Genomic DNA, 23,965 nt, shown 5'->3' with positions numbered 1-23,965 from the left:
CAGCCTCCCCGGTCCCCCCTGCACACTCCTCCCGAACGGACCTCTTCCATGCGCAACCGTCCCCGCGCCGCCCTGGGTGCCCTGTCCCTGCCCCTCGCCCTGTCCCTGACCCTGGCCGGCTGCTCGGTCGACGACTCCGCCGGCACCGACAAGCCCAAGGCCAAGTCGTCGGCCGCCGTGCGCCTCGAACCGCTGGACCGCGAGCTGGCCGCCGAGGTGCCCGCGCAGTACAGGAACAAGACCCTGATCATGGGCGTCAGCGAGTACGCGCCGTACAACACCTTCGGCTCGGACGGGCGCGTGACGGGTCTGGTGCCCGACCTGGCCGCGCAGCTCTCCGCCATGCTGGGGGTGAAGATCAAGGTGGAGAAGACCACCTTCGACGCGATCATTCCCGGTCTGAAGTCCGGCCGCATCCATCTCAGCGCGCCTGCCGGCGACTTCGTCGAGCGTCAGGAGCAGGTGGACTTCGCCGACTTCGCGAAGAGCAGCGTGACGCTGATGGTGAACAAGTCGGCCTCCTTCCAGCCCAAGACCGGGCTGGAGGTCTGCGGGCGCAAGGTCGGCGTCGAGAAGGGCGCGGGCACCCAGAACGTCGTCGCCGCGCTCACCGAGCGGTGCGCCGCGAAGGGCAAGCCGGCCGTCGACGAGCAGGTCTTCCCCGACCTGTCCGGCGCCGCCCTCGCGCTCCAGAGCAAGCGCATCGAGGCGGTAGCCGCGCCGAGTGCGGCCAACACCTCCGCCAGCAGCGGCTCGAACGGCCGCTTCCAGACGCTGGAGCTCAAGGACATCCTCGATCTGCCCGCCGCGACGGCGATCTACGGCATCGAGGCCAAGAAGGGCTCCGGGCTCGCCCCCGTGATCACCAAGGCGCTGCGGGAAATGTACGAATCGGGCACCTACGCCAAGCTGTTCGGCCTGTGGCGTCTCCCGCTGTCCACGGTGTCGAAGTCCCAGCTCGCCGTGAACGGCTCGAAGCAGTCCCAGACCAAGTGACCGGTTCCATGACACAGACCACCGACACCACCGACACCGCCCCCCTGGAGCACCTGGCCGAGCGCGGGATGTGGCGGCGCACCCTCGGAGTCCCCCTGCGCGACGGCGTGGTGCTGGCCGCGGACCTGTACTCCCATGCCGCACGGCCGGAGCCCCGCCCGGTGATCCTGGAGCGCACCCCGTACGGCCGCCGCCAGATCCGCGGCTCGGACCAGAACCGCCACGACGAGCCGCTGCCGACGCCGGAGGAGACCTCCGCGTACTTCGTGCGCGCCGGGTACCACGTCGTGCGGCAGGACTGCCGCGGCCGGGGCGACTCGCAGGGCACCTTTGTCAAGTACCTGGGCGAGGGGCCCGACGGAGCGGACACCATCGAGTGGATCGCGGCCCAGCCCTGGTGCGACGGCCGGGTGGCGATGATGGGGGTCTCCTACTCGGCACACGCCCAGACGGCGGCCGCGGCCGAGTCCCCCGGTCCCCTGGCCGCGATGTTCATGGACTCCGGCGGCTTCGCGAGCGCGTACGAGGCAGGCATGCGGATGGGCGGGGCGTTTGAGCTCAAGCAGGTCACGTGGGCGTTCCGGCACGGCGAGGAGAGCCCCGAGGCCGCCCGCGACCCGCTGGTGCGCAAGGCGTTCGAGGGCACCGACCTGCGGGACTGGTTCACCGTCCTGCCGTGGCGGCCGGGCGTCTCACCGCTGCGCCAGGTCGGCCCGTACGAGGACTATCTGCTCGACCAGTGGCGCAACGACTCCTTCGGGGCGTACTGGCGGCAGCCGGCGATCTACGGGCGCGGCCACTACGACCGCTTCCCCGATGTCCCCACGCTGCACATGTCCAGCTGGTACGACCCGTACGTGCGCTCGACCATCGAGAACTTCACGGCGATGGGCCGTCTGAAGGACTCCCCCGCGTATCTGGTGATGGGGCCCTGGACGCACGGCCACCGTTGCGTCACATACGCCGGCGATGTGGACTTCGGCCCCGCGGCCACGCTCAGCGACAACCTCGACGCCTCGTATCTGTCCTTCCGACGGCACTGGTTCGACGCGGTGCTCCGGCATGACGGCGATCCGGAGTCCATTCCCCGGGTCCGGTACTTCCTCATGGGCGGCGGGGACGGCCGCCGGGACGAGGCCGGCCGGATGCGCCACGGCGGCCAGTGGCGGACCGACACGCGGTGGCCGCCCTCGGGGGCGCGCGAGACGGCGTTCTACTGCCACGCCTCGGGCGAGCTGAGCGAGCGGCCGCCGACCGGGCGGCGGGCATGGGTGGAGTACGACTTCGACCCGGCGGATCCGGTGCCCACCCTGGGCGGGCAGGTGACCTCGGGCGAGCCGGTCATGGTCGGGGGCGCCTTCGACCAGGTGCCGGACGCCCGGTTCTACGGGGCGCGGGAGCCGTATCTGCCGCTGAACGCCCGGCCCGATGTGATCTCGCTGGTCACCCCGCCGCTGGCAGAGCCGCTGGTGGTGGCGGGCCCGGTCACGGCCCGGCTGTTCATCTCCTCGACCGCTGTGGACACCGACTTCACCGTGAAGCTGGTCGATGTGCACCCGCCCAACGACGACTATCCGCACGGTTTCGCCATGAACCTGACCGAGGGCATCTTCCGGTGCCGCTTCCATAAGTCGTTCGAGCACCCCGAGCCGCTGATGCCGGGCGAGATCTACGAGATCGAGATCGCGGCACCGGACACGGCGAACCGCTTCGAGGCCGGGCACCGGCTGCGGGTCGACATCTCCTCCAGCGACTTCCCCCGCTTCGACGTCAACTCGGGCACCGGCGATCCCGAGGCGGTGACCCGCCGCAAGGTGATCGCCACCAACCGGGTCCACATGGACGCCGAGCACCCCTCCGCCGTGCTGCTGTGGACCCAGCCCGGCCAAGCCGACGACAGCGCCTGAGGGCCCCGGCGAGCGGTCACCGCATGATGGTCGCCAGCACATCCTGCCCCAGCCGGAGCAGGGTGCTGGTGGCCAGCCGGTGGTAGACGTACCTGCCCTCCCGTTCCGATTCGATCAGGCCGGCCTCCCTGAGCTGCCTCAGGGTGCGGGAGACCTGTGTGTCATCGAGGCCGAGCCGCTTGGCCAGCTCGGAGGTGGTGATCGGCTCCCCCAGCAGATGGCGGCACAGCTCCATCCGGCCCGGAGAGGCCAGCACGGAGAGCCGGGCGTGCAGCTGCCGCAGCGTGAGTTGCTCGGGCGCCCGGACCTCCGGTGCCGCGAACTGGAGCACCACCGGATAGGACCGCTCGTCCTTGATGGTCAGATGCGGCCACACATGCACCGAGGGCACCAGGAACAACTGCCTGGGCCCGATCCCGATCTCCGCGATCGCCAGCTTGTCGTAGCGGACGTGTGAGCCGTCCCCCGCGACCACCGCGGTCGGGCTGAGCCCTGCCAGCACCTCGGCCAGACCCTTGCGGGTCACCTCGGTACGGAACCGCATGGCGGCCGCCTCCAGCCGGTCGTGCACCGCGCGCCACTCGGCCGCGAAGAACGCTCCCCCGCAGCGGTCCAGGAAGTTGATCAGTCGGGCCCGCACGTCCTCCGGCGAGGCCATCAGGTCGTGCGCCAGTGCCCCGCGCCGGAAGGATCGGCGCTCACACTGCGTGACATAGCAGCGGGCGGCCTCTTTGTCGTCCAGCAGGAGGCGCGCCGGGGGGACGGCCTCGCGGAAGCCGAGAACCCCCTGGGCACACAGATCGACGAACTCATCCAGGGGCAGCTTCTCCAGGTGCCGCAGCTCCCCTTCCAAGGTCTGGTCCAGCGGCAACGCCAGAGGGAACAGCAGCCGGCACCGAAGACGCGCCCACAGCGGCGACAGCGCGCTCATCTCGTTGGCCAGGGAGTCGTCGAAGGTCGTTCCGAGCTGACGGGTCCAGCGCTGGGCCTCCGGATGGTGGTCCGGTTCGGCCAGGATGTGCAGCACGGACATCAGCTCGGCCAGCGCGGATCGGCCGACGTGCACATCGGCCGATCGCGCGTTTCTCAGGTCGAGCGTGATCCCCACGGGGGCAGCCTACATACCCGCTGGCAGCGGCATCGCGGGCGGCCACGGCGGGGCCCGCCGCGGCGACGGGCCGGGGCCCGGGCCGGGGTCACACCAGGTCGACTCCGGGCCGCCCGTTCTCCACCCGTAGCCGCGCCAGGGTCCGCGCCGCCGACCGGGGCTGGGTGACGGTGTCCACGATCCGCACCTGGGCGTCGATGCCGCCGCGGTCGATGTCGAAGAGGTGGTAGCCGCGGTGGGCGTCGAGGAGCTTCCAGTGCGGGTTGTCGGGGACCAGGGGGTCGAACTCGGCGTGGAAGGCGTCCTGGTCCTGGTCTCCGTTGGAGGTGATGGAGGTGCCCACGAACTCGGCGCCCACCACCGGCGAGGCGGGGTCGGCGAAGTCCCGCTTGAGGTCGCTGATCATCGTCAGATGGCGGTCCCCTGAGAGCACCACCGGGTTGCGGACCTGGGCGAACTCGGCCATCAGCGCGTTGCGCTCCACCTGGTAGCCGTCCCAGGCGTCGTAGAACCAGAGCTTGCCCGGGCCCGCGAGCCGGTCGGTCTCGGCCATCATGATCTGTGAGCCGATCAGGTTCCAGCGGGCGGGCGAGCGGTGCAGCCCGTCCAGCAGCCACCGCTTCTGCTCGGCGCCGAGCATCGTCAGCAGCGGGCTCTGCGCGCCCTCCTGCGTGGTGACCTGGTCGCTCCGGTACTGCCGGGTGTCCAGCACCTGGAGCCGGGCCAGGCGGCCGAAGTCGAGGCTGCGGTACATCGTGATGTGCGGGCCGCCTGGCACGGCGGTGGCGCGCACCGGCATGTGCTCGTAGAACGCCTGGTAGGCGGCGGTGAGCCGGGCGACGAACGCGTCGTGCGACTGCTTGTCCGGGTCCTGCGGGATCTCGCCCGCCCAGTCGTTGTCCACCTCGTGGTCGTCGAAGGTGACGATCCAGGGTGCCTGGGCGTGCATCCGGAGCAGGTCGGGGTCGGTGCGGTACTGCGCGTAGCGGTTGCGGTACTGGACGAGCGAGTACGGCTCGCCGTTGCCCTCGTGGCGGCGTACGGCGGTGGCGGAGGGGGAGCTCTCGTAGATGTAGTCGCCGACGAACAGCACGGCGTCCGGGTCCTGTTCGGCCATGTCGGCATACGGCGTGAAGTAGCCGTGCTGCCAGTTCTGGCAGGAGGCCAGGGCCAGGCGCAGCGGGCCGGCGGCGTTCGGCGCGGGGGCGGTGCGGGTGCGGCCGACCGGGGATATCTGGTCCGCGGCGCGGAAGCGGTACCAGTACTCGCGGTGCGGCCTCAGGCCGCGCACATCCACATGGACGCTGTGGCCGAGGGCGGGCAGGGCCTGCGCGGTCCCCTGCCTGACGATGCGCCGGAAGCGCGAGTCCTCGGCCACCTGCCAGGCGACGTCGACGGGCCGGTCGGGCATGCCGCCGCCGTTCAGCGGGTCGGGGGCGAGCCGGGTCCACAGCACCACCCCGTCGGGCAGCGGGTCACCCGAGGACACGCCGAGCGTGAACACGCCACTGGGCAGGGCGGGGTCCGCGGCGCGCGCGGTGCCCGCGAGGGCCAACTGGCCCACGGCTACCGCGCCGACGGCCGCGGCACCGGCGGCGAGGAATTGGCGTCTGTCGGAAGGGGATCTGTCGGATGGCTGTGATCCGGTGGCCTGTCCAGGCATGGCGGTCCCTCTCGTCACATCGAGCGATGGGTCATTGTGACCGGACGAGACGTTTTCAGGCAGACCGGGGACGGCCCTTGAACAGGATCTGTCCAGAAGATGACGCGTCCATGTTCAGTGAGCGCCGACGGAGTGTCAGGCCCCGTGATGGCGCGCGTCGTCGTGTCATCTCGGCCCGGCCCGGGAGCGCCGGCGAGGGCGGCTCATGGGGGGCCCGCTAGTGGATCTTCACCCAGTCGAGCGTGCGCTCGACGGCCCGTTTCCAGCCCGCGTAGCCCTCTTCCCGGCGCTCCCGGCTCCACTGCGGCTCCCACCGCCTGGACTCCCGCCAGTGCGAGCGCAGTTCATCGGTGTCGCGCCAGAAGCCGACGGCCAGACCCGCGGCGTAGGCGGCGCCGAGCGCCGTGGTCTCGGCGATCTGTGGGCGGCTGACCGGGACGCCGAGGACATCGGCCTGGGTCTGCATGCACAGGTCGTTCCCGGTGACCCCGCCGTCCACCTTGAGCACATCGAGGTGGACCCCGGAGTCCTGGTCCATGGCCCCCACCACGTCCCGGGTCTGGTAGCAGATGGCCTCCAGCGTGGCCCGCGCCAGGTGGCCGCCGTTGTGGTAGCGGGAGAGGCCGACGATCGCGCCGCGCGCGTCGGAGCGCCAGTACGGGGCGAACAGCCCGGAGAACGCCGGGACGAAGTACATCCCGCCGCTGTCCTCGACGGAGCGGGCCAGCCGCTCGCTCGCGGCCGCGTCGTCGATGATCTTCAGTTGGTCGCGCAACCACTGCACGGCCGAGCCGGTCACCGCGATGGAGCCCTCCAGGGCGTAGACGGTGGGGCCGTCGCCGAACCGGTACGCCACGGTGGTGAGCAGCCCGCTGCGCGAGCGGACGAGCTCGGTGCCCGTGTTGAGCAGCAGGAAGTTGCCGGTGCCGTAGGTGTTCTTCGCCTCGCCCGGCGCGAAGCACACCTGGCCGACGGTGGCCGCCTGCTGGTCGCCGAGCACCCCGGTGATGGGGGTTGCGGTGCGCAGCGGGCGGGTGGTGCGGGTGCGGCCGAACGCCTCCGGGTGGGCGGAGGGGTTGATGGTGGGCAGCATCGCCCGCGGCACGCCGAAGATCTCCAGCAGCTCGTCGTCCCAGTCCAGGGTCTCCAGGTTCATCAGCATGGTGCGGCTGGCGTTGGTGACATCGGTGGCGTGGACACCACCGCCGGGGCCGCCGGTGAGGTTCCACAGCACCCAGCTGTCGGTGGTCCCGAACAGGGCGTGGCCGCGCTCGGCCGCCTCGCGTACGCCGTCGACGTTCTCCAGGATCCACTGGATCTTCGCGCCGGAGAAGTAGGTGGCCGGGGGCAGGCCGGCCTTGCGGCGGATGACCTCGCCGCGGCCGTCGCGCTCCAGGCCGGCGGCGATGGTGTCGGTGCGGGTGTCCTGCCAGACGATGGCGTTGTAGTACGGCATTCCGTTGCGCGGATCCCAGACGACGGTGGTCTCCCGCTGGTTGGTGATGCCGATCGCCGCCAGGTCGGCGGGCGCCAGTCCACTGGCCCGGACCGCGTTCTGCATGACCGAGTTGGTGCGCTCCCAGATCTCCACCGGGTCGTGCTCGACCCATCCGGAGCGCGGCAGCAGCTGGCGGTGTTCGAGCTGGTACTTCGCCACCTCGGCGCCGTCGTGGTTGAAGATCATGAAGCGGGTGCTGGTGGTTCCCTGGTCCACCGCACCGACGAATTCCGGCATCCTGCCGCCTCTCGTGGCTCGGGGTTCGGCTCAGGTCTCGGGGGACGGGGTCTGCCCCACCTCCTGCGGCCCGGGCCCGAGCACCGGGAGGAAGGGGCTGACCAGGATTCGGTAGAGGGCCCCGCCGACCAGGCCGCCGACCAGGGGGCCGACGATGGGCACCCAGAAGTAGAGGTTTCCGTACTGATCCCGCCAGGCGGTGTCATAGCCGGTGATGAAGCTGGCGAGGCGGGGGCCGAAGTCACGGGCCGGGTTGATGGCGTACCCCGCGTCGGTGCCCCAGGCCATGCCGATGGCGACCACGATGAGCCCGATGACGACGGCGGCGAGGTTGGCGCCCGGGGGCGTGTTCAGCAGGTCGGTGACCGCGAAGACCAGCAGCATCAGGATCGCGGTGCCGATGACCTGGTCGCGCAGCGCACCCCACTCACTGACCGGAAGCACACCGTTGCCGGGCAGGGTGGAGAAGACGAACTGGGTCTTGAGGGTGTGCCCCGGATCGGCCTTGGCCAGCACCTCGGTGTAGTTCCAGCGCACCAGCAGGGCCGCCACGAACGCCCCGGCGGTCTGCGCGATCGCGTACGGCAGGACCTTGCTCCACGGGAAGCCCTTGAACGCCGCCAGGGAGAGGGTGACGGCGGGGTTGAGGTGGCCGCCGCTGAGCCGGGCCGCGACGTACACCCCGAACGTGACGCCGAGCCCCCAGGCCCAGGCGATGCTGTCGTGGTCGCCCAGTCCCCCCGCCACCACCTGGGCCACCACGCCGCAGCCGAAGAGGATGAGGACCATGGTGCCGACGAACTCGGCGGACAGCTCGCCGATCAGCCCCGTCCTGTGGGCGGCTGGTTTCTGCTCGCTCATCGGGCCACCTGTCTCCGGCGCTGTGACGACCATCGTGACCGGGCCGGGTCCCGGCGGCTTCCGCAGCTGGGCCGATCGGGGCAACTGAGGGGCGCGTGGGACTGTACGAGGTGGTGGGCAGCCCTGTACTACGGTTCCTGGCCGCCTCGCCGGGCGACCACTTCGGCCAGAACCCCTTGACCGAAACCGAGCACTTCCAGGACAGGATCAGGAACGCGGATGCTGACAACCGGAGCCCCGACGAACTGGGCCGGAAACATCACCTTCGGTGCGGCCCGGGTGCACCGACCGACCTCGGTCGACGAGCTGCGAGGGATCGTCGGCTCCGCCGAGCGCGTCCGCGCGCTCGGCACCGGCCACTCCTTCAACCGCATAGCCGACACCAGCGGCGATCTGATCCGCCTCGACCGGCTGCCGCAGCGGGTCGAGATCGACCCCGACGGCTCACGGGTGACCGTCGCCGCGAGCATGCGGTACGCCCAGGTCGCCGAGGCCCTTCAGCCGGCGGGCCACGCGCTGGCCAACCTCGCCTCGCTGCCGCACATCACGGTCGCGGGGGCCTGTGCGACCGGCACCCACGGCTCCGGCGTCGCACAGCGCGGCCTGGCGGCGTCGGTGGCGGGTCTTGAGATCGTCGGCCCGGAGGGAGACCTGACGCGGCTGAGCCGGGAGGCGGACGCGGACCGGCTGGCCGGGGCGGCGGTCTCGCTGGGCGGGCTCGGCGTCGTCACCGCCGTCACCCTGGACATCGAGCCGTCCTTCGAGGTGGCCCAGTGGGTCTACGACGGGCTGCCCCTGGACCGGCTGGCCGACAGCTTCGACGAGGTGTTCGGCGCCGCGTACAGCGTGAGCGTGTTCACCGACTGGCACGCCGGGGACGGGGTGGTGTGGCTCAAGTGCCGCACCGACCGGCCCGGTCCGCCCCGGCCGGGGCAGCCGTGGCTGGGCGCCCGCCCGGCCGACGGCCCCCGCCACCCCGTGCCCGGCATGCCGCCCTCGCACTGCACCGCGCAGGCGGGCGTGCCGGGGCCCTGGCACGAGCGGCTGCCGCACTTCCGGCCCGACTTCACGCCCAGCAGCGGCGAGGAGCTCCAGTCGGAGCTCATCCTGCCGCGCGGCGCCGCGCCCGAGGCCTTCGCGGCGCTGCGCCGGCTGGGCGACCGGATCGCGCCGGTGCTGCTGGTGTCCGAGGTCCGTACGATCGCCGCCGACGACCTGTGGCTGAGCCCGGCCTACGGCCGTGACTCCGTCGCCCTCCACTTCACCTGGGTGCCGGACCGCGCCGCGGTGCTCGAGGTCGTCGCCGCGATCGAGGAGGAGCTGCTGCCGCTGGGAGCGCGGCCGCACTGGGGCAAGCTGACCGCGGCCGCGCCGGCGGACGTGGTCGCGCGCTACGAGCGCGCCGCGGACTTCGGGCGGCTGCTGGGCGAGTTCGACCCGGCGGGGAAGTTCCGCAATCCGTACCTGGACCGTCTCTTCCCCACGGGCTGAGGGGGCCGAAGGTCCCTGATCGGACCCCGGGCAGCCCATGCCGCCCGGGGTCCTGTCGCGGGAGGGTGGCCGCGAGGGGCGGAGAAGGGGCCCGCGATGAAGCACCGCAAGATCGGCAATGTGATGACCGACGACGTCGTCCGGATCGGCTCCGGTGCCTCGCCCGAGGAGGTCACGGAGTTGCTCGCGCGGCATCGCATCGGCGGGCTGCCCGTGGTGGACGAGGACGAGAAGGTCATCGGGGTGGTCTCGGCGGCCGATCTGCACGCCGCGTCCGGGGCCCGCACCGCCGGGCAGCTGATGTCGCGGCCCGCGGTCACGGTGCGCCCGCAGGACAGCGTGGTCGACGCCGCGCGGACCATGGCGCGGTACGGCGTGGAGCGGCTGCCGGTGATCGACGAGGAGGACCGGCTGATCGGCATCGTCACCCGGCGCGATCTGCTGCGGGTCTTCCTCCGCCCGGACCACGAGATCCGCGCCGAGGTGATCGACGAGGTGCTGGTGCGCGCCTTGTGGCTGCTGCCCCACGCGGTCGACGTCACGGTGACCGACGGGGTGGTGCGGCTGGAGGGGCAGTTGGAGCGGCACAGCGAGGTGCCCATCGCGGTACGGATGGCCGGCCAGGTGGACGGGGTGGTGGCCGTCGTCGACCGGCTCACCTACCGCGTCGAGGACGCGCGCCCGGGGCCCGTCGGCCGGCCGGTCGGAGGCGGGTGAGGGCCCGGCGCGGGTGATGGGACAAGGAGATCCGGCATGTACTGGTGGTACGGCCACATGATGGGCGGCTGGGGCTACTCCCTGCTGACCTTCATCGCGATCGCGCTGTGGGTCCTGGTGGCACTGGTGGCGGTGGCGCTGTTCCGGCACGTGGAGCACGGCGTCCGCGCGCCCTGGTCGTCGGCCGAGCGGGTGCTCTCCGAGCGGTTCGCGCGCGGGGAGATCGACGAGGACGAGTACCGGACGCGGCTGGCCGTCCTGCGGGGGCGGACCGCGCCGCCGCAGGCCGGGCCGAGGGCCTGGCCCGGGTCCGGTGCCGGGGGCGACGCGAAGTCCGGTCCCGGCCCAGGGTCCGGTCCCGGCCCAGGGTGAGGACGGGAGGCCGCCGCCATGACGCGTTCGGGCACCCCGCCGCAGGACGGCCGGGTCGTGGTGGGCCTGGACGGCTCGGACAGCGCGTGGCTCGCGCTGGACCGGGCGGTCGGCGAGGCCCAGCGGCGCGGGTCGACGCTGGAGATCGTGCACGCCTGGCCGTGGGCGCAGACCGACCCGGCCGCGCTCGACGTGGGCGCCGAGCCGCAGCGGACCCCGGTGGAGATCGCCCGGACCGTGCTGCGGCTCGCGGTGGCCCAGGTGGCCGAGAAGGCTCCGGAGCTGCGGGTGGTGCCGACCCTGACGGCGCAGGACGCGGTGCCCGAACTGCTGCGCATCGGCGCGGACGCGGCGCTGACCGTCATCGGCACGCGCGGCCTTGGGGGCTTCACGGGGCTGCTGCTGGGCTCGGTCGGGCTGCGGCTGGCCGCGCACACCACGCGCCCGCTACTGGTGGTGCGCGGCGACATCACGCCCGTACTGGGCCCCGAGGGCCACGGCAAGGTGCTGGCCGGACTGGAGACGAGCGCCGACGAGGCCGCGGCGCGGTACGCGTTCGAGGAGGCGGTGCGGCGCACCGCGCGGCTGCGCGTGCTGTACGCGGGGACGCACTCGCAGCTGTTCCGGGGCGATCACACGCTGCCCTCGCGGGAGGGCCCGGCGGCGCGGGCGGAGCGGGAGCAGGAGGGTGCGCGCCGGGTGGTCGCGGCGCTGGGCGAGAGGTTTCCGCAGGTGCGGGTGCGCGAGCACCTGACCCGCGGCGCCCCGGCGCAGGCCCTGGTGGAGGCCTCGCGCGCGGCGGACGTCGTGGTGCTCCCGGTGCACCGTCATACGGCCCGACTGGGGATGCAGCTCGGCCCCGTCACCCACGCGGTGCTGCACCACTCCCACTGTCCGGTGGTGCTCGTCCCGATCGACGGGGGCGAGTGAGCGCATACAGAGCACCTACAGAGCCCGTGCACGGTACGTGCCCAGCGAGGACAATGGGTATATCCATACAAAAGCGAGGAAGCGGTCATGAAAGCACTCGTCTTCCACGGACCCGGAAGGCCCTCCTGGGACGAGGTCCCCGACCCCGGTCTCCAGGAGGCGTCCGACGCGATCGTCCGCGTCGACACCGCCACCATCTGCGGCACCGATCTGCACATCCTGAAGGGCGATGTGCCGGATGTGCGGCCCGGGACGGTCCTCGGCCACGAGGCCGTCGGCGAGGTCGTCGAGACCGGCGGCGACGTGCGCACCGTACGCCCCGGGGACCGGGTGCTGGTCTCCTGTGTCTCGCCGTGCGGCCGCTGCCGGTTCTGCCGGGAGCGGGCGTACGGACAGTGCCACGGCGGCGGGGGCTGGGTCCTGGGGCGGCTGATCGACGGCGCCCAGGCCGAGTACGTCCGGGTGCCGTTCGCCGATCTGTCCCTGCATCCGCTGACCGGCGCGGCCGACACCCTCGAAGCCGTGCTGCTGGCCGATGTCTTCCCCACCGCCTACGAGGTGGGGGTGCTCAGCGCGGGGGTGCGGCCCGGCGACACGGTCGCGGTCGTCGGCACGGGGCCCGTGGGGCTCGCCGCGATCGCCACCGCGGAGCTCTTCTCCCCCGGCCGGATCATCGCCGTCGACCTGCTGCCCGAACGGCTGGACGCGGCCAAGCGGCTCGGCGCCGACGCGGTGGTGCAGACCACGGAGGGGCCCGAGCCCCTGGTCGACGACCTCACCGGAGGGCTCGGCGCCGATGTGGTCATCGAGGCGGTGGGCACCCCCGCGAGCTTCGAGGCCTGCACCCGCATGGCGCGGCCCGGCGGGCGGATCGCCAACATCGGCGTGCACGGCCGGCCCGTGACGCTGCATCTGGAGGACCTGTGGATGCGGAATCTGACGATCACCACCGGTCTCGTCGACACCCGCACCACCCCCACGTTGCTGTCCATGCTGGCCGCCGGGCGGCTGCCCGCGGCGTCGCTCATCACCCACACCTTCGAGCTCGACCAGATGGAAGAGGCGTACGACGTCTTCTCGCGGGCGGCCGACACCGGGGCGCTCAAGGTCGCGCTCGGGGTGCCCACCAGGCCGCTGGTCGCCAGGGAGACGAGCGGAGCGAAGTGATCGGAGAAATCGAAGAAATCGAAGAAATCGGAGAGAAGTGATCGGCCATGTCCGAAGCAGCACGGCCGGACCCGGCCGCCACCCGGCGGCCCGGCGGCGGAGGTGACATCGGACGGCGCGTGGCCCTGCGGCGCGAGCGGCTGGGGCTGAGCAGGGAGGACGTGGCCGGGCGCGCGGGCACGTCGCCGAGCTATCTGCGGTACCTGGAGGAGAGCCCCGCCGACCCCGGCACGGGCTTTCTGCTGAGGCTGGCCGCGGCGCTGGACACCAGCGCGGCCGAGCTGCGGGGCGGAGGCGTCGGGCTGCCGCCGGGGCTGGGCCAGGCGGGCTCCCGCCCGGATCTGGTGGAGCTCACTCCCCGGGAGTGCTACGACCTGCTCTCGACCCATGGGGTGGGCAGGATCTCGGTGTCCACTTCCAAGGGTCCGAGCATCCTCCCGGTCAACTACAGCGTCATGGATGACGCGGTGGTCTTCCGCACCGCCCCGGACGCCTCCCCGGCGGCCGCCGCGGGGGCCGAGGTCGCCTTCGAGGTGGACCACATCGACGAGGCGCTCAGCGAGGGCTGGAGCGTGCTCGTGGTGGGGCGGGCCCAGCGGGTCACCGACCCGGAGGCGATACGGCGCGTGGCCGCCGACGCGTACAGCAAACCCTGGCCGGGCGGCAGCCGCGAGCTGTGTCTGCGGATCGACCCCACGCGCGTCACCGGGCGCCGGATCCGCGTCCACTGACCCACCGGGTCCGCCGGCGCCGGCCCCACCCGGCCCCCGGCCGGGCCCACGATCGCGGAGGTAGCGGCCATGCCACCGCAGGTCACCGCCGTCCCGCACCACGCGCCGTGCCCGGTGGGGGTGGTCCCGTACCGCTGAAGCAAGGAAGGAGGTCCCCGTGCACCGGACCTCGCACATCGTGAGTGATGTGATGACCCATACCGTCGTCGCCGTCGGCCGCGAGGCCCCGTTCAAGGAGATCGTGAAGACGCTGGAGCAGTGGAGGGTGAGCGCCCTGCCGGTGCTGGAGGGCGAGGGGCGGGTGATCGGCGTGGTCTCGGAGGCCGATCTGCTGCCCAAGGAGGAGTTCCGGGACAGCGATCCGGCCCGGCTCGGACAACTGCGCGACCTGCCCGACATCGTCAAGGCGACCGCGGTGACCGCCGAGGAACTGATGACCTCTCCGGCCATCACCGTGCACGCGAACGCGAGCTTGGCCGAGACCGCGCGGATCATGACCCATAGGCACGTCAAGCGGCTGCCCGTGGTCGACGACGAGGGCCGTCTGGAGGGCATCGTCAGCCGCGCCGATCTCCTGAAGGTGTTTCTGCGCCCGGACGAGGACATCGAGGAGGAGGTGCGGCGCGAGGTCGTGTCGTATCTCTTCCCCGCGTCGGCGGGGCAGCCGGTGCGGGTGAGCGTGAACGAGGGCGTGGTCACCCTCACCGGCCAGATCAGGGACACCGGCCTGATCCCGGCGGCGGCGCGGCTGATCCGCTCGGTCGAGGGCGTGGTGGACTTCGACAACCGGCTGACCGCCGCGCACCACGTCACCAGGCCGTCCTGACCGGCCCGTCCGGCCTGACCGGACTGACCGGCCTGACCGGCCTGACCGGCCGTCGGAGCGCGACGGCCGGCTCAGCCGCCGCGGCTGCTCCAGCGGGGCTCGACCTCGGCCCACGCGCGCTCCCACTCCGCGGCGCGCTGGCGGTCCAGCCGCCAGCGCACGGTGCGCCGGCCGGCCAGGGTCACCAGGCAGACACCGGTGGCCGCGGTGGCGCCGGTCAGGGCCGCCCGGGTCTCGGCCTCGCGCTGGGTGAGCGGTTCTGAGACCAGCCGGCCGCGCGCGTCGGTCCACACCACCGTCCGGCTACCGGCCGGCCGCCCCTCGTGCACCCGCGCCACGCCGGTGTGCACCGAGCCGTCGGGTGCCGTCCAGCGCACGGTGGCGGGGACGCGGCCGAACTTGCCGCCGTCCGCGGCCTGGGCCACCGCGGGCGCGTTCTCCAGCAGCCGCGCCGGGACGGGGTGGTGCTGGGCGCGCTCCGCAAGCAGGGGCCGTTCCACGGCGGCGGATGTGACCATGCCGGCCGTCGTGCCGCCGACCGCCATCACCAGGCCCGCGACCAGCGCGACCCAGGCCTCCACGACGTCCGAGCGGCGCTTGAGCGGGTTGCGCCGCCACCGCCACAAGAGCCGCCCCCGCGCCTTCGCACTCATCGCCGCACCCCCTGTCGTGTGCTGTCGCGTGCTGCGGGGCGAAACCCGCGCGGCAGCGCGGGGGCTCCCTACAAACGACCCTCGCACGCGCGGGCCGCGGGTGCGAGGGCCGGGCGGACCCGGCGGTGGGACCATCGGCCCCGCCGCCCGAGCGCCGGGGACCGTTCGGCCCTGGCGCGGCCGCCGGGGGCGAGTCATGATCAATTGAAGGGGGCCGATCGCCGGTCCCAGTCCCAGGGGGGCCGGGCCACGACAACCGTGCGGAAGGCCGCCATGACCGACTCTGCGCACCACTCCCCGCCGGCGCCGACCAGTCCGACCAGTCCGGTCAGGGTTTTTTTGCTGGACGACCACGAGGTCGTCCGGCGCGGGCTGCACGACCTGCTCGACGCCGAGCCGGACATCGAGGTGGTCGGCGACGCGGCGACCGTCGCCCAGGCCCTCGCCCGGGGGCCCGCGCTGCGGCCCGATGTCGCGATCCTGGATGTGCGGCTGCCGGACGGGGACGGGGTCACGGTCTGCCGTGAGCTACGCTCCACCATGCCGCGGCTGGCCTGTCTGATGCTCACCTCGTTCGACGACGACGATGCGCTGCTGGACGCGATCATGGCCGGGGCCGCGGGATATGTCCTCAAGCAGATCAGGGGTTCCGACCTGGTGTCCGCAGTCCGCACGGTGGCGTCCGGCCAGTCGATGCTCGACCCGGCCACCACCGCCCGGCTGATGAGCACCCTGCGCGGGGGCGGCGCCGAAGAGCAGCCGCAGGACGAGACGCTGGCCGGGCTGTCCACCCGGGAACGGGAGATCCTGGCCCTGATCGGCGAGGGAATGACCAACCGGGAGATCGGCAAGCGGCTCTATCTGTCCGAGAAGACGGTGAAGAACCACATCTCCCGCCTGCTGGCCAAGCTCGGCGTCGAGCGCCGCGTCCAGGCGGCCGTGATCGCCACCCACGCGGAGCCCCGGCACCCCGGCGCCCCCTCCGCGCGGCCGGACTCCGCCCACTGACCCCCGGGGACGTCCGGGCCCCGCCCAGGGACCATTGGCCCCTGCCCACGCCCGCCCACCGCCCCGCAGGCTGAGTGACCGTAACCCCCGCGCGTCCGCCGAGGAGATCACATGCAGCCCTCAGCACTCGACGCGGCGACCTTGGAGAAGCTGATCTCAGCCGCTGTGGCCGCCCCCTCGATGCACCACACCCAGCCGCCCTGGCACTGCCGGCTCGACCCCGACACCGTCACGCTCGAAGTGCGGGCCGCCCCCGGGCGCGTCCCGCGCCACGCCGAGAGGCCCGACGGCATGGCGCGGACCCTGAACCTCACCGTCGGGGCGGCCGTGTTCAACCTTCGGGTCGCCATGGCCCACTTCGGGTGGCGGCCGGTGGTCCAGCTGCTGCCGCGGCCCTCGGAGCCGGAGCTGCTGGCCACCGTCCGCCCGGAGCCCGCGCCGAGCGGGGGCGACGGCCACCTGGACGATCTGTACGAGGTGATCTGGCGGCGGCACGGCGATCGCCTCGCCTTTTCCGGCCGAGTCTCCGGCCGACGACTGCCGCAGCGGGTGCTCACCGAGCTGACCGAGGCCGCGCACACGCACGGCGCGACCCTGTACTTCCCCCGCCACGAGGAGACCACGCAGCTGCTGCGGATCAACGAGGAGGCCGAGCGGCGCAACGCCCGCGACCGCGGCCGGGCCACCGGGAACGGGTCGGGCCCGCACGGGCAGGAGCGGGCCGACGCCTTCGCGCAGCGGCCGACCGTGGCCGTGCTGAGCACCCGGCACGACCACCACGCCGACTGGCTGCGGGCCGGCCAGGCGCTCCAGCACGTCCTGCTGGTGGCCGCCGCGCGCACGGCGCGGGCCGCGCTGCTGCACCAGGCGCTGGAGTGGCCCGATCTGCGCTGGGCGCTCAGCGACGACCGCCGCGTCACCGACCACGCGCAGATGCTGATCCGGCTCGGCTAGGGCCCGGCCGACCCGGTCACCCCTGTCGTCTGAAGGCGGCAATCCGTTCCGACCCATCGGCGGTGTCCGCTGTGCGGGATCTCCGCGAGCTCCACGCCGCCCGCGGCCGGGCCGTTGGTCCTCAGTCCCGGCCCGTCAGTCCCGCGGCAGCGGCACGCTCCACACCAGGCGGGTGCCACCGCCCGGCGCCCCCTTGACCAGCAGCTCGCCACCGCGCTTCCCGGCGCGCTCGGCGAGGTTCCGCAGCCCGCTGCGCCGACCGCCCTCCGGGATGCCCACCCCGTCGTCGGTGACCGTGAGGGTCAGCCGGCCGGACCCGACGGCCAGGGAGATCTCCGCGCCGCGGGCCCGCGCATGGCGGGCGACGTTGGACAGCGCCTCGGCCAGAACCGCGACCAGGTCGTCCGCGACGGGGTACGGCACCTCGGTGTCGACCAGCCCCTCCGTACGCAGCGAGGGCGTGAAGCCCAGCGCGGGCACGGCCTCCTCGACCGTCCTGGCCGTGCGCACCCGCAGCCCCTGGGCGGCCGGGCCCGCCTCGTGCGACCGGAGACCGAAGATCGTCGATCGGATGATCTTGATGGTGTCGTCCAGGTCGTCCACCACCCGCAGCAGGCGCTCGGAGCCCTCCGGGTGCTGGACGAAGCGCATGGTGCTCTGGAGCGTCATCCCCGCGGCGAACAGCCGCTGGATGGCCAGGTCGTGCAGATCGCGGGCGATCCGGTCGCGGTCCTCCAGCAGCGCCAGCTGCTCGGCGTCGCGCCGCCGCTCGGCCAGCTTCATGGCGATCGCCGCCTGACCGGCGAAGCCGAGCAGCATGTCCGTCTCCACCGGGGTGAAGGGCGGGCTGCCCGCCGCTCGGGCCAGCGACAGCACCCCCTGGACGCCCTCGCTGGTCCGCATCGGGACCGCCACCGCGGGGCCGAGGCCCGTCCACCGGGTGGGGCCCTCGGTGATCCGCGGGTCGTTCTCGACATCGACGCTGGTGACAGCCTCGGACCCGAGGAAGGCTGCACCGGCGAACGAGCCCTGGCGGGGCAGCACGAGACCGCGGTGCGCCTCGGCGTCGATCCCGTCCGCGAGCGCCATCTGGAGGTCGGTGCTCCCCTCGACCGGCAGCGCGAGCACCCCCAGGTCGGCGGCGAGCAGCCGCCGGGCGTGCCCGACGATCAGCCCGAGCACCCGGGTCTCGTCCACACCGGACAGCAGGCCCTGGGTGACCTCGGCGTTCGCCTCCAGCCAGCGCTGGCGGTGCCGGGCCTCCTCGTACAGGCGGGCGTTCTCGATGGCCACCCCGGCCGCCACCGCGAGCGTGGACAGCACCGTCTCGTCCTCGCCGTCGAACTCCTTCCCGCCCCGCTTCTCCGTCAGATAGATATTGCCGAAGACCTCGTCCCGCACCCGGATGGGCACCCCCAGGAACGAGTGCATGGGCGGGTGGCCCGGCGGAAAGCCGTAGGATGCCGGGTGCTCCGACAGCTCGGCCAGCCGCAGCGGCTCGGGGTGGCGGATCAGCTCGCCCAGGATGCCGTGGCCGGACGGCAGCGCGCCGATCGCCGCGATCTGCTCCTCGCTGACGCCCACGGTCAGGAACTCCGCCAGCCACCGCCGGTCCTCGCCGATCACGCCCAGGGCGCCGTACTCGGCGTCCACCAGGACCACGGCCGCCTCGACGATCCGCCGCAGCACCTGCGGCAGATCCAGCTCCCGGCCGACCGAGAGCACGGCCTCCAGCAGGCTGTGCACCCGGTCCTGGGTCCCCCGCACCGCGTCGATGCGCACCTGCAACTCGTCCAGCAGCTCGTCGAGCCGCAGCCGAGGCAGATTCCTGGAGCTGCTCGCGCTACCCATGCCGACCGGCGCCTCCCACTCCTTACGGTAGCCGCGCACCCCGGGCGGTGAATGCTGCCCGGAGTCTTGGCGCGAAAGGGTCCGTTGGCTAATGTTCGGTGCTGTTGATTTTCGGATTGTTTTGGCAAGCCCGTACATCGACATCGAAGAGAAGGGTGGGCCCCGATGCCCCGTCTCCTTCGCTCCTTCCGCCTCCTTCCCCGGCTGATGCCCCGGCTCATCCCCCTGGCCCTGGCCGGAACGCTGGTGGCCCCCGTCCCCGCCGCGACGGCGAGCCCCTCGGCCCCGCCCGCGGACGTGTACAAGCTCCTCGAGGACCCCGAGGTCACCGCGGTCGGGCAGGAGCCGGCCCACGCGCCGCTGACGCCGTACGACAATGCCGCCGGCGCGCTCAAGGGCGGCCAGGACACCCCCTGGACCAAGTCGCTCGACGGCTCCTGGAAGATCCATATGTCCGATCGCCCCGAGAATGTCCCCAAGGACTTCTTCGCCGAGGGCTATGACACCTCGGGGGCGGGCTGGCGCGGCGTGAGCGTGCCGCACACCTGGCAGACGGACGGCCTGGACCACCCGGTGTTCCGCAACATCCCCACCGAGATGTATCCGGACGACCCTCCGAAGGTGCCGCACGACGTCAACCCGACCGGCGCCTACGTCAAGACCTTCCAACTGCCCGGGAGTTGGGAGAAGCGGCGGACGTTTCTGCGCTTCGAGGGCGTCACCAGCGGCTATCTGGTCTGGGTCAACGGCTCGTACGCCGGGTACGACCAGGGCGGCTACACGCCCGCGGAGTTCGACATCAGCGAGCGGCTCCACCCGGGCCGGAACACGGTCGCGGTGCAGGTGCACCGCTGGGGCTCCGGCGCCCATCTGGAGGACTACGACCAGTGGCGCTTCGCGGGCATCTTCCGCTCGGTCGGCCTGTACTCCACCCCGGCGACCCATCTGCGCGACATCACCGTCAAGACCGATCTGGACGCCGCCTACCGGGACGCCCGGCTGACCGCCCGGGTCGATGTCGCCGCCAAGGGAGCGGACGGCGCGAGCGGGGGCGGCGCGGGTGAGCGCGAGGTCACCGGGACGCTGTACGACCGGCGCGGACGCAAGGTGACAACGATGTCGGATACGGTCGATCCCGGCGGCGGCACCGGCTCAGCCACCCTGAGCGCCCAGATCGCCGACCCCGACAAGTGGACCGACGAGACACCGAACCTCTACACCCTCGTCATCCAGCTCCACGGCGCCGACGGCCGGGTCACCCACACCACCGCCCAGCCGGTCGGCTTCCGCGAGATCGAGATCAAGGACAAACAGCTCCTCGTCAACGGCCGCCGCATCCTCGTCAAGGGCGTCAACCGCGCCGAGACCGATCCGAACACCGGCCGTCACGCCACCAGAGAGCGCACCGCATCCGACGTCTCCCTGATGAAGCAGCTCAACATCAACTCGATCCGCACCTCGCACTACCCGTCCGATCCCTATCTGTACGAGCTGGCCGACGCGCGCGGGCTGTGGATCGACGACGAGGTCGACATCGAGACCCACCATCACGACGGCTGCCCGGACGACTGTCTGGCCGAGCGGCCCGAGTGGCAGAGGGCGTTCCTGGACCGGCTCACCGCGATGTACGAGCGGGACAAGAACCACCCCAGCGTCCTGATGTGGGACACCGGCAACGAGGCGGGTCTGGGCAAGGCCCACTACGCGATGGCCGAGTTCCTGGACCGTGAGGACCCGGCCCGCCCCGTTTACCACCAGCCCAACAACCCCGACGGCGACGCCCCGTTCGCCGATGTCTGGGGGCCGCGTTACCCCTCCCCCGCGGGCCTGGAGGAGAAGGCGAAGGCCACCACCAAGCCGATCATCATGGGCGAGTACGCCCACGCCATGGGCAACTCGCTCGGCAACTTCCGGGAGTTCTGGGACGTCGTCCGCAAGTACCCCCAGGTCCAGGGCGGCTACATCTGGGACTGGGCGGAGCAGAACATCACCCAGCCGCTGCTGACCACGCCCGACTCCTCCGGCAACGACATCCTGTCCTATGTCTCGGGGAAGCCCGGTCTGGTGGCGGGACACCGGGGCAGGGCGCTGGAGCTGTCCGGGCTCGACGACTTCGTGGAGGTCTACCGCGACCCGAAGCTCGACACGGTGGCGGACGCGCTCACCCTGGACGCCTGGGTGAAACCCGCCGACTGGACAGGCAGCTTCACCGTGATCGCGAAGGGCGACCACAGCTACGCCCTGAAGATGCGCGACAAGGACACCCTGGAGTTCTTCGTCTACGGCGACGGGGAGTGGCACACCGTCGCGGCCGACGTCCCCGGCGACTGGTACGGCTCCTGGCACCGCGTGTCCGGCACCTTCGACGGCTCGGCACTGAAGCTCTACATCGACGGCGGGCAAGCCGCCTCCACCGGCTGGCGCGGAACCGTCGGCTACTCCGCCCAACCGGTGAACATCGGCCGCAACCCCGAGACCGACCAGGAGAACATCCGCAGCCGCATGGCACACGGCACGGTCGACCAGGTCCGCGTCTACCACAAGGCGCTGGGCCCCGATCAGCTCGCCGCCGACCCCAGCGCGGACGCGGTGCTCGCGCTCGACTTCGACCGGCTCGACCGGAAGGGGGAGTTCCTGTCCTATGGCGCGGGGACCGGCGGGGTCGACGGGGTGGTCTCCGCCGACCGCACCGTACAGCCCGAGGCCCGCGCCATGGCGGCGGTACACGCCCCGGTCCGGATCTCCGGCGCCGAGGCCGCGTCGGGGCGGATCGATGTGCTGAACGAGCGTTCCTTCACCGGCACCGGCGACCTCAGGCTGCGGTGGCGGATCGCCGAGGGGGCCAGGACCCTGGCCCACGGGACCCGCTCCCTCACCCTCAACCCCGGCGAGCGACAGCGCGTCCGGCTGCCGAAGCCACCCGCCAACCCCGAGGACGCCGACCGGCAGCTCACCGTGGAGGCGGTGCTCGCCAAGGACACCACCTGGGCGAAGGCCGGGCACATCGTCGCGGTCGAGCAGTTCGACATCGGCGGCGCACAGCTCGCGGGCGCCACCCCTGCCAGAGCGCCGGGCAGACTGACCACCGCCACGGCCGACGGCCGGATCACCGTCACCGGGAAGGACTTCTCGTACGGGTTCGACCGCACGAGCGGTGAGCTGGTCTCGATGCGGGCCGACGGACGGGAGCTGCTCGGCTCCGGCCCCGAGCTCGACGCCTGGCGCCCACCGGTCAGCAATGAGATCGGCTCCGAGGAAGGGCCGTGGCGCGAGGCGGGCCTGGACCGGCTGCGGACCGGGCCGGGCAAGGTCACGGTCTCCGAGCGGGGCGGCGAGGTCACCGTCACCGTGCCCTCCACGGCCGCCGCGCCCGGCGTCAAGGGATCCTCCTTCGCGCAGACCCTCCGGTACACCGTCAGCGGCACCGGGGAACTGCGCCTGGACCACCGCGCCGAGGCACGCGGCAAGGCGCGCACGGTGCCCTACCTGCCCCGCATCGGGCTCTCGCTGCGGCTGCCCGAGCGGTACGACACCTTCACCTGGTACGGGCGCGGGCCGCAGGAGAACTACAACGACCGCGAGGACGGCGCCCCCGTGGGGGTGTATGCCACGGACGTGGACGAGCAGTTCGCGGGATACACCAGGCCCCAGGACTACGGAAACCATGAAGACGTGCGCTGGGCGTCGCTGTCCGACGGCAGAAGCGGCATCCTGGTCTCGGGCTCCGGGGGCTTCTCGGCCGGGGTCACCCCGTACACCGGCATCGACCGCGCCGCGTACCCGTTCGCCCTCCGGAAGGACCCCGGCGGCAACACCCTGCACCTGGACCACGCGGTGAGCGGCGTGAGCGAGACCTTCCACACCGTGCTGCCCCAGTACCAGGTGCGGCCCGCCCGGGAGTACGCCTACACGCTGCGGATACGCCCACTGACCGGCGCCGAGGCCCGCACCGGCACCCCGCGCGGCCCGGTCGTCTGCGCCCCCGAGGCCGAGCTCACCGCCGCCGATACCACCGTGCCGGCGGGCGGCTCCACCTCGGCCGAGCTGACCGTCACCAACCCCTGCGACACCCCGCTGCGCGATGTCACCGCGGCCCTCGACCTCGCCGAAGGGTGGACCGCCGAGCCGGGCTCCCTCGACCTCGGCGACCTCGCCCCGGGCAGGACCACGACCGTACGCGCCAAGGTCACCCGCGGCGAGAACACCCCCGACGGGCTCCGGCCGGCCGTCGCCACCCTCCGTGCGACCTCGGCCGGCGGGGCGCGGGTGAGCGGCTCGGCGGCGGTCGACCTCGACGGCACCCCTCCCCCGCCGCGCGGCGAGGTGTCCGTGTCCACGCTGGACTTCATCACCTCCGACAACGGCTGGGGCCCGGTCGAACGGGACCGCAGCAACGGCGAGTCCGCCCCCGGCGACGGCAAGACGCTCACCATCGGCGGCAAGACCTACGCGCACGGCCTCGGCGTGCACGCCGACTCCACGGTGGAGGTCTTCCTGGGCGGCAACTGCTCGACCTTCACCGCCGAGGTAGGGCTGGACGACGAGGTGGCCGGCGACGGCAGCGTCACTTTCGAGGTCTACGCCGACGGCGAGCGGGTCTACCGCGGCGGCGTCGTCGACGGCGCGGACCCCGCGGTCCCGGTCGAGGCCACGGTCGAGGGCGCGCAGGTGCTACGGCTGCGGGTCACCGACGGAGGCGACGGAAACGCCCACGACCACGCGGATTGGGGGGCGGCGACGGTGCGCTGCGGCTCGGACTGACGCGGGCCCTTCCGGCCCACCCCATGGGCCGGAAGAGCCCCTCCTCCCACCCCCGGTAAAAGAACTGCTTGATGGAGTACTTCCAGCACAGTGACGGATGCGGTTTCTTTCCCGTAGTCAGCGGCCCGTATCCAGCACCAGCCCAGTGATTTTGTGGTGAGTATCGGACAGCGACACGCCGGTCGTGGCGGCTACGGGACACGGACACAGCACCACGCCCGCAACGGTCGGTGG

General features: G+C 72.5%; 18 protein-coding genes. 12 read left to right on the top strand and 6 right to left on the bottom strand.

Translation table 11 applies throughout. From position 1 onward, the window contains the following. The first annotated feature begins 48 nt into the window (after positions 1–48). Both ACH4S9_RS20385 and ACH4S9_RS20380 read left to right on the top strand, forming a co-directional pair. On the top strand, positions 49–996 hold the full coding sequence (locus ACH4S9_RS20385; protein ID WP_311725503.1) for a transporter substrate-binding domain-containing protein: 948 nt from the start codon (positions 49–51) through the stop codon (positions 994–996). Positions 997–1,004: 8 nt separating this feature from the next. Beyond that, entirely contained in the window at positions 1,005–2,903 is a 1,899-nt protein-coding gene (locus ACH4S9_RS20380) for a CocE/NonD family hydrolase (protein ID WP_398373453.1), read from the top strand. A gap of 16 nt (positions 2,904–2,919) precedes the next feature. On the opposite strand, the gene ACH4S9_RS20375 is transcribed toward ACH4S9_RS20380, so the two are convergent. From ACH4S9_RS20375 to ACH4S9_RS20360, 4 genes are all read right to left on the bottom strand, one after another. Beyond that, positions 2,920–4,011, bottom strand: a complete 1,092-nt coding sequence (locus ACH4S9_RS20375; RefSeq protein ID WP_398373451.1) for a DUF5937 family protein — start codon at positions 4,009–4,011, stop codon at positions 2,920–2,922. A gap of 88 nt (positions 4,012–4,099) precedes the next feature. Then, the gene (locus ACH4S9_RS20370) at positions 4,100–5,674 is read right to left on the bottom strand and encodes an alkaline phosphatase D family protein (protein WP_398373449.1); all 1,575 of its coding nucleotides are present in this window, start codon (positions 5,672–5,674) and stop codon (positions 4,100–4,102) included. Positions 5,675–5,891: 217 nt separating this feature from the next. After that, complete coding sequence (gene glpK / locus ACH4S9_RS20365; protein ID WP_398373447.1) at positions 5,892–7,409, bottom strand: glycerol kinase GlpK; 1,518 nt, start codon at positions 7,407–7,409, stop codon at positions 5,892–5,894. 30 nt (positions 7,410–7,439) lie between these two features. Further along, positions 7,440–8,270, bottom strand: a complete 831-nt coding sequence (locus ACH4S9_RS20360; RefSeq protein WP_311725498.1) for an MIP/aquaporin family protein — start codon at positions 8,268–8,270, stop codon at positions 7,440–7,442. 219 nt (positions 8,271–8,489) lie between these two features. On the opposite strand from ACH4S9_RS20360, the gene ACH4S9_RS20355 reads away from it, so the two are divergent. From ACH4S9_RS20355 to ACH4S9_RS20325, 7 genes are all read left to right on the top strand, one after another. Continuing rightward, the gene (locus ACH4S9_RS20355; protein WP_398373445.1) at positions 8,490–9,761 is read left to right on the top strand and encodes an FAD-binding protein; all 1,272 of its coding nucleotides are present in this window, start codon (positions 8,490–8,492) and stop codon (positions 9,759–9,761) included. A gap of 96 nt (positions 9,762–9,857) precedes the next feature. Continuing rightward, positions 9,858–10,478: a CBS domain-containing protein gene (locus tag ACH4S9_RS20350; RefSeq protein WP_311725496.1), complete on the top strand. Its 621-nt coding sequence runs from the start codon at positions 9,858–9,860 to the stop codon at positions 10,476–10,478. Positions 10,479–10,514: 36 nt separating this feature from the next. Then, complete coding sequence (locus ACH4S9_RS20345; protein WP_311725494.1) at positions 10,515–10,850, top strand: SHOCT domain-containing protein; 336 nt, start codon at positions 10,515–10,517, stop codon at positions 10,848–10,850. 18 nt (positions 10,851–10,868) lie between these two features. Continuing rightward, positions 10,869–11,780: a universal stress protein gene (locus ACH4S9_RS20340; protein WP_398373442.1), complete on the top strand. Its 912-nt coding sequence runs from the start codon at positions 10,869–10,871 to the stop codon at positions 11,778–11,780. An 87-nt stretch (positions 11,781–11,867) separates the two neighbouring features. Further along, positions 11,868–12,947: a zinc-binding dehydrogenase gene (locus ACH4S9_RS20335; protein WP_311725492.1), complete on the top strand. Its 1,080-nt coding sequence runs from the start codon at positions 11,868–11,870 to the stop codon at positions 12,945–12,947. A 47-nt stretch (positions 12,948–12,994) separates the two neighbouring features. Then, positions 12,995–13,678, top strand: coding sequence for a helix-turn-helix domain-containing protein (locus ACH4S9_RS20330; RefSeq protein WP_398373440.1), 684 nt, complete (start codon positions 12,995–12,997; stop codon positions 13,676–13,678). A 157-nt stretch (positions 13,679–13,835) separates the two neighbouring features. Beyond that, entirely contained in the window at positions 13,836–14,504 is a 669-nt protein-coding gene (locus ACH4S9_RS20325; protein ID WP_311725490.1) for a CBS domain-containing protein, read from the top strand. Between the two features lie 71 nt (positions 14,505–14,575). On the opposite strand, the gene ACH4S9_RS20320 is transcribed toward ACH4S9_RS20325, so the two are convergent. Continuing rightward, positions 14,576–15,157 (bottom strand): hypothetical protein, encoded by a 582-nt coding sequence (locus tag ACH4S9_RS20320; RefSeq protein ID WP_398373437.1) that lies wholly within the window; start codon positions 15,155–15,157, stop codon positions 14,576–14,578. Positions 15,158–15,430: 273 nt separating this feature from the next. Here ACH4S9_RS20320 and ACH4S9_RS20315 point away from each other — a divergent pair, with 273 nt between their 5' ends. Together ACH4S9_RS20315 and ACH4S9_RS20310 are read left to right on the top strand one after the other, a co-directional pair. Next, positions 15,431–16,165, top strand: a complete 735-nt coding sequence (locus ACH4S9_RS20315; protein WP_398373435.1) for a response regulator — start codon at positions 15,431–15,433, stop codon at positions 16,163–16,165. A 111-nt stretch (positions 16,166–16,276) separates the two neighbouring features. Beyond that, positions 16,277–17,119: a hypothetical protein gene (locus tag ACH4S9_RS20310; RefSeq protein WP_385336921.1), complete on the top strand. Its 843-nt coding sequence runs from the start codon at positions 16,277–16,279 to the stop codon at positions 17,117–17,119. 135 nt (positions 17,120–17,254) lie between these two features. Here ACH4S9_RS20310 and ACH4S9_RS20305 read toward each other — a convergent pair whose 3' ends face one another. Beyond that, positions 17,255–18,970 carry a GAF domain-containing protein gene (locus tag ACH4S9_RS20305; protein ID WP_398373433.1) on the bottom strand — a complete coding sequence of 572 codons (1,716 nt, stop codon included), beginning with the start codon at positions 18,968–18,970 and terminating at the stop codon, positions 17,255–17,257. Between the two features lie 165 nt (positions 18,971–19,135). On the opposite strand from ACH4S9_RS20305, the gene ACH4S9_RS20300 reads away from it, so the two are divergent. After that, positions 19,136–23,731 (top strand): glycoside hydrolase family 2 TIM barrel-domain containing protein, encoded by a 4,596-nt coding sequence (locus ACH4S9_RS20300; RefSeq protein ID WP_398373431.1) that lies wholly within the window; start codon positions 19,136–19,138, stop codon positions 23,729–23,731. The last annotated feature ends 234 nt before the right edge of the window (positions 23,732–23,965 follow it).

The sequence above is a fragment of the Streptomyces sp. NPDC021225 genome (assembly GCF_044332865.1).
Taxonomy (GTDB): Bacteria; Actinomycetota; Actinomycetes; order Streptomycetales; family Streptomycetaceae; genus Streptomyces.
The sequence above is the reverse complement of the archived record's forward strand: the minus strand, read 5'-3'. Positions and strand labels throughout refer to the sequence as shown.

Excerpts from the sequence above, each read along its gene's own strand:
- ACH4S9_RS20385 (WP_311725503.1), top strand. The coding sequence starts at position 49 with ATGCGCAACCGTCCCCGCGCCGCCCTGGGTGCCCTGTCCCTGCCCCTC.
- ACH4S9_RS20380 (WP_398373453.1), top strand. The coding sequence starts at position 1,005 with ATGACACAGACCACCGACACCACCGACACCGCCCCCCTGGAGCACCTG.
- ACH4S9_RS20370 (WP_398373449.1), bottom strand. The coding sequence starts at position 5,674 with ATGCCTGGACAGGCCACCGGATCACAGCCATCCGACAGATCCCCTTCC.
- glpK (WP_398373447.1), bottom strand. The coding sequence starts at position 7,409 with ATGCCGGAATTCGTCGGTGCGGTGGACCAGGGAACCACCAGCACCCGC.
- ACH4S9_RS20360 (WP_311725498.1), bottom strand. The coding sequence starts at position 8,270 with ATGAGCGAGCAGAAACCAGCCGCCCACAGGACGGGGCTGATCGGCGAG.
- ACH4S9_RS20355 (WP_398373445.1), top strand. The coding sequence starts at position 8,490 with ATGCTGACAACCGGAGCCCCGACGAACTGGGCCGGAAACATCACCTTC.
- ACH4S9_RS20350 (WP_311725496.1), top strand. The coding sequence starts at position 9,858 with ATGAAGCACCGCAAGATCGGCAATGTGATGACCGACGACGTCGTCCGG.
- ACH4S9_RS20345 (WP_311725494.1), top strand. The coding sequence starts at position 10,515 with ATGTACTGGTGGTACGGCCACATGATGGGCGGCTGGGGCTACTCCCTG.
- ACH4S9_RS20340 (WP_398373442.1), top strand. The coding sequence starts at position 10,869 with ATGACGCGTTCGGGCACCCCGCCGCAGGACGGCCGGGTCGTGGTGGGC.
- ACH4S9_RS20335 (WP_311725492.1), top strand. The coding sequence starts at position 11,868 with ATGAAAGCACTCGTCTTCCACGGACCCGGAAGGCCCTCCTGGGACGAG.
- ACH4S9_RS20330 (WP_398373440.1), top strand. The coding sequence starts at position 12,995 with ATGTCCGAAGCAGCACGGCCGGACCCGGCCGCCACCCGGCGGCCCGGC.
- ACH4S9_RS20320 (WP_398373437.1), bottom strand. The coding sequence starts at position 15,157 with ATGAGTGCGAAGGCGCGGGGGCGGCTCTTGTGGCGGTGGCGGCGCAAC.
- ACH4S9_RS20315 (WP_398373435.1), top strand. The coding sequence starts at position 15,431 with ATGACCGACTCTGCGCACCACTCCCCGCCGGCGCCGACCAGTCCGACC.
- ACH4S9_RS20310 (WP_385336921.1), top strand. The coding sequence starts at position 16,277 with ATGCAGCCCTCAGCACTCGACGCGGCGACCTTGGAGAAGCTGATCTCA.
- ACH4S9_RS20305 (WP_398373433.1), bottom strand. The coding sequence starts at position 18,970 with ATGGGTAGCGCGAGCAGCTCCAGGAATCTGCCTCGGCTGCGGCTCGAC.
- ACH4S9_RS20300 (WP_398373431.1), top strand. The coding sequence starts at position 19,136 with ATGCCCCGTCTCCTTCGCTCCTTCCGCCTCCTTCCCCGGCTGATGCCC.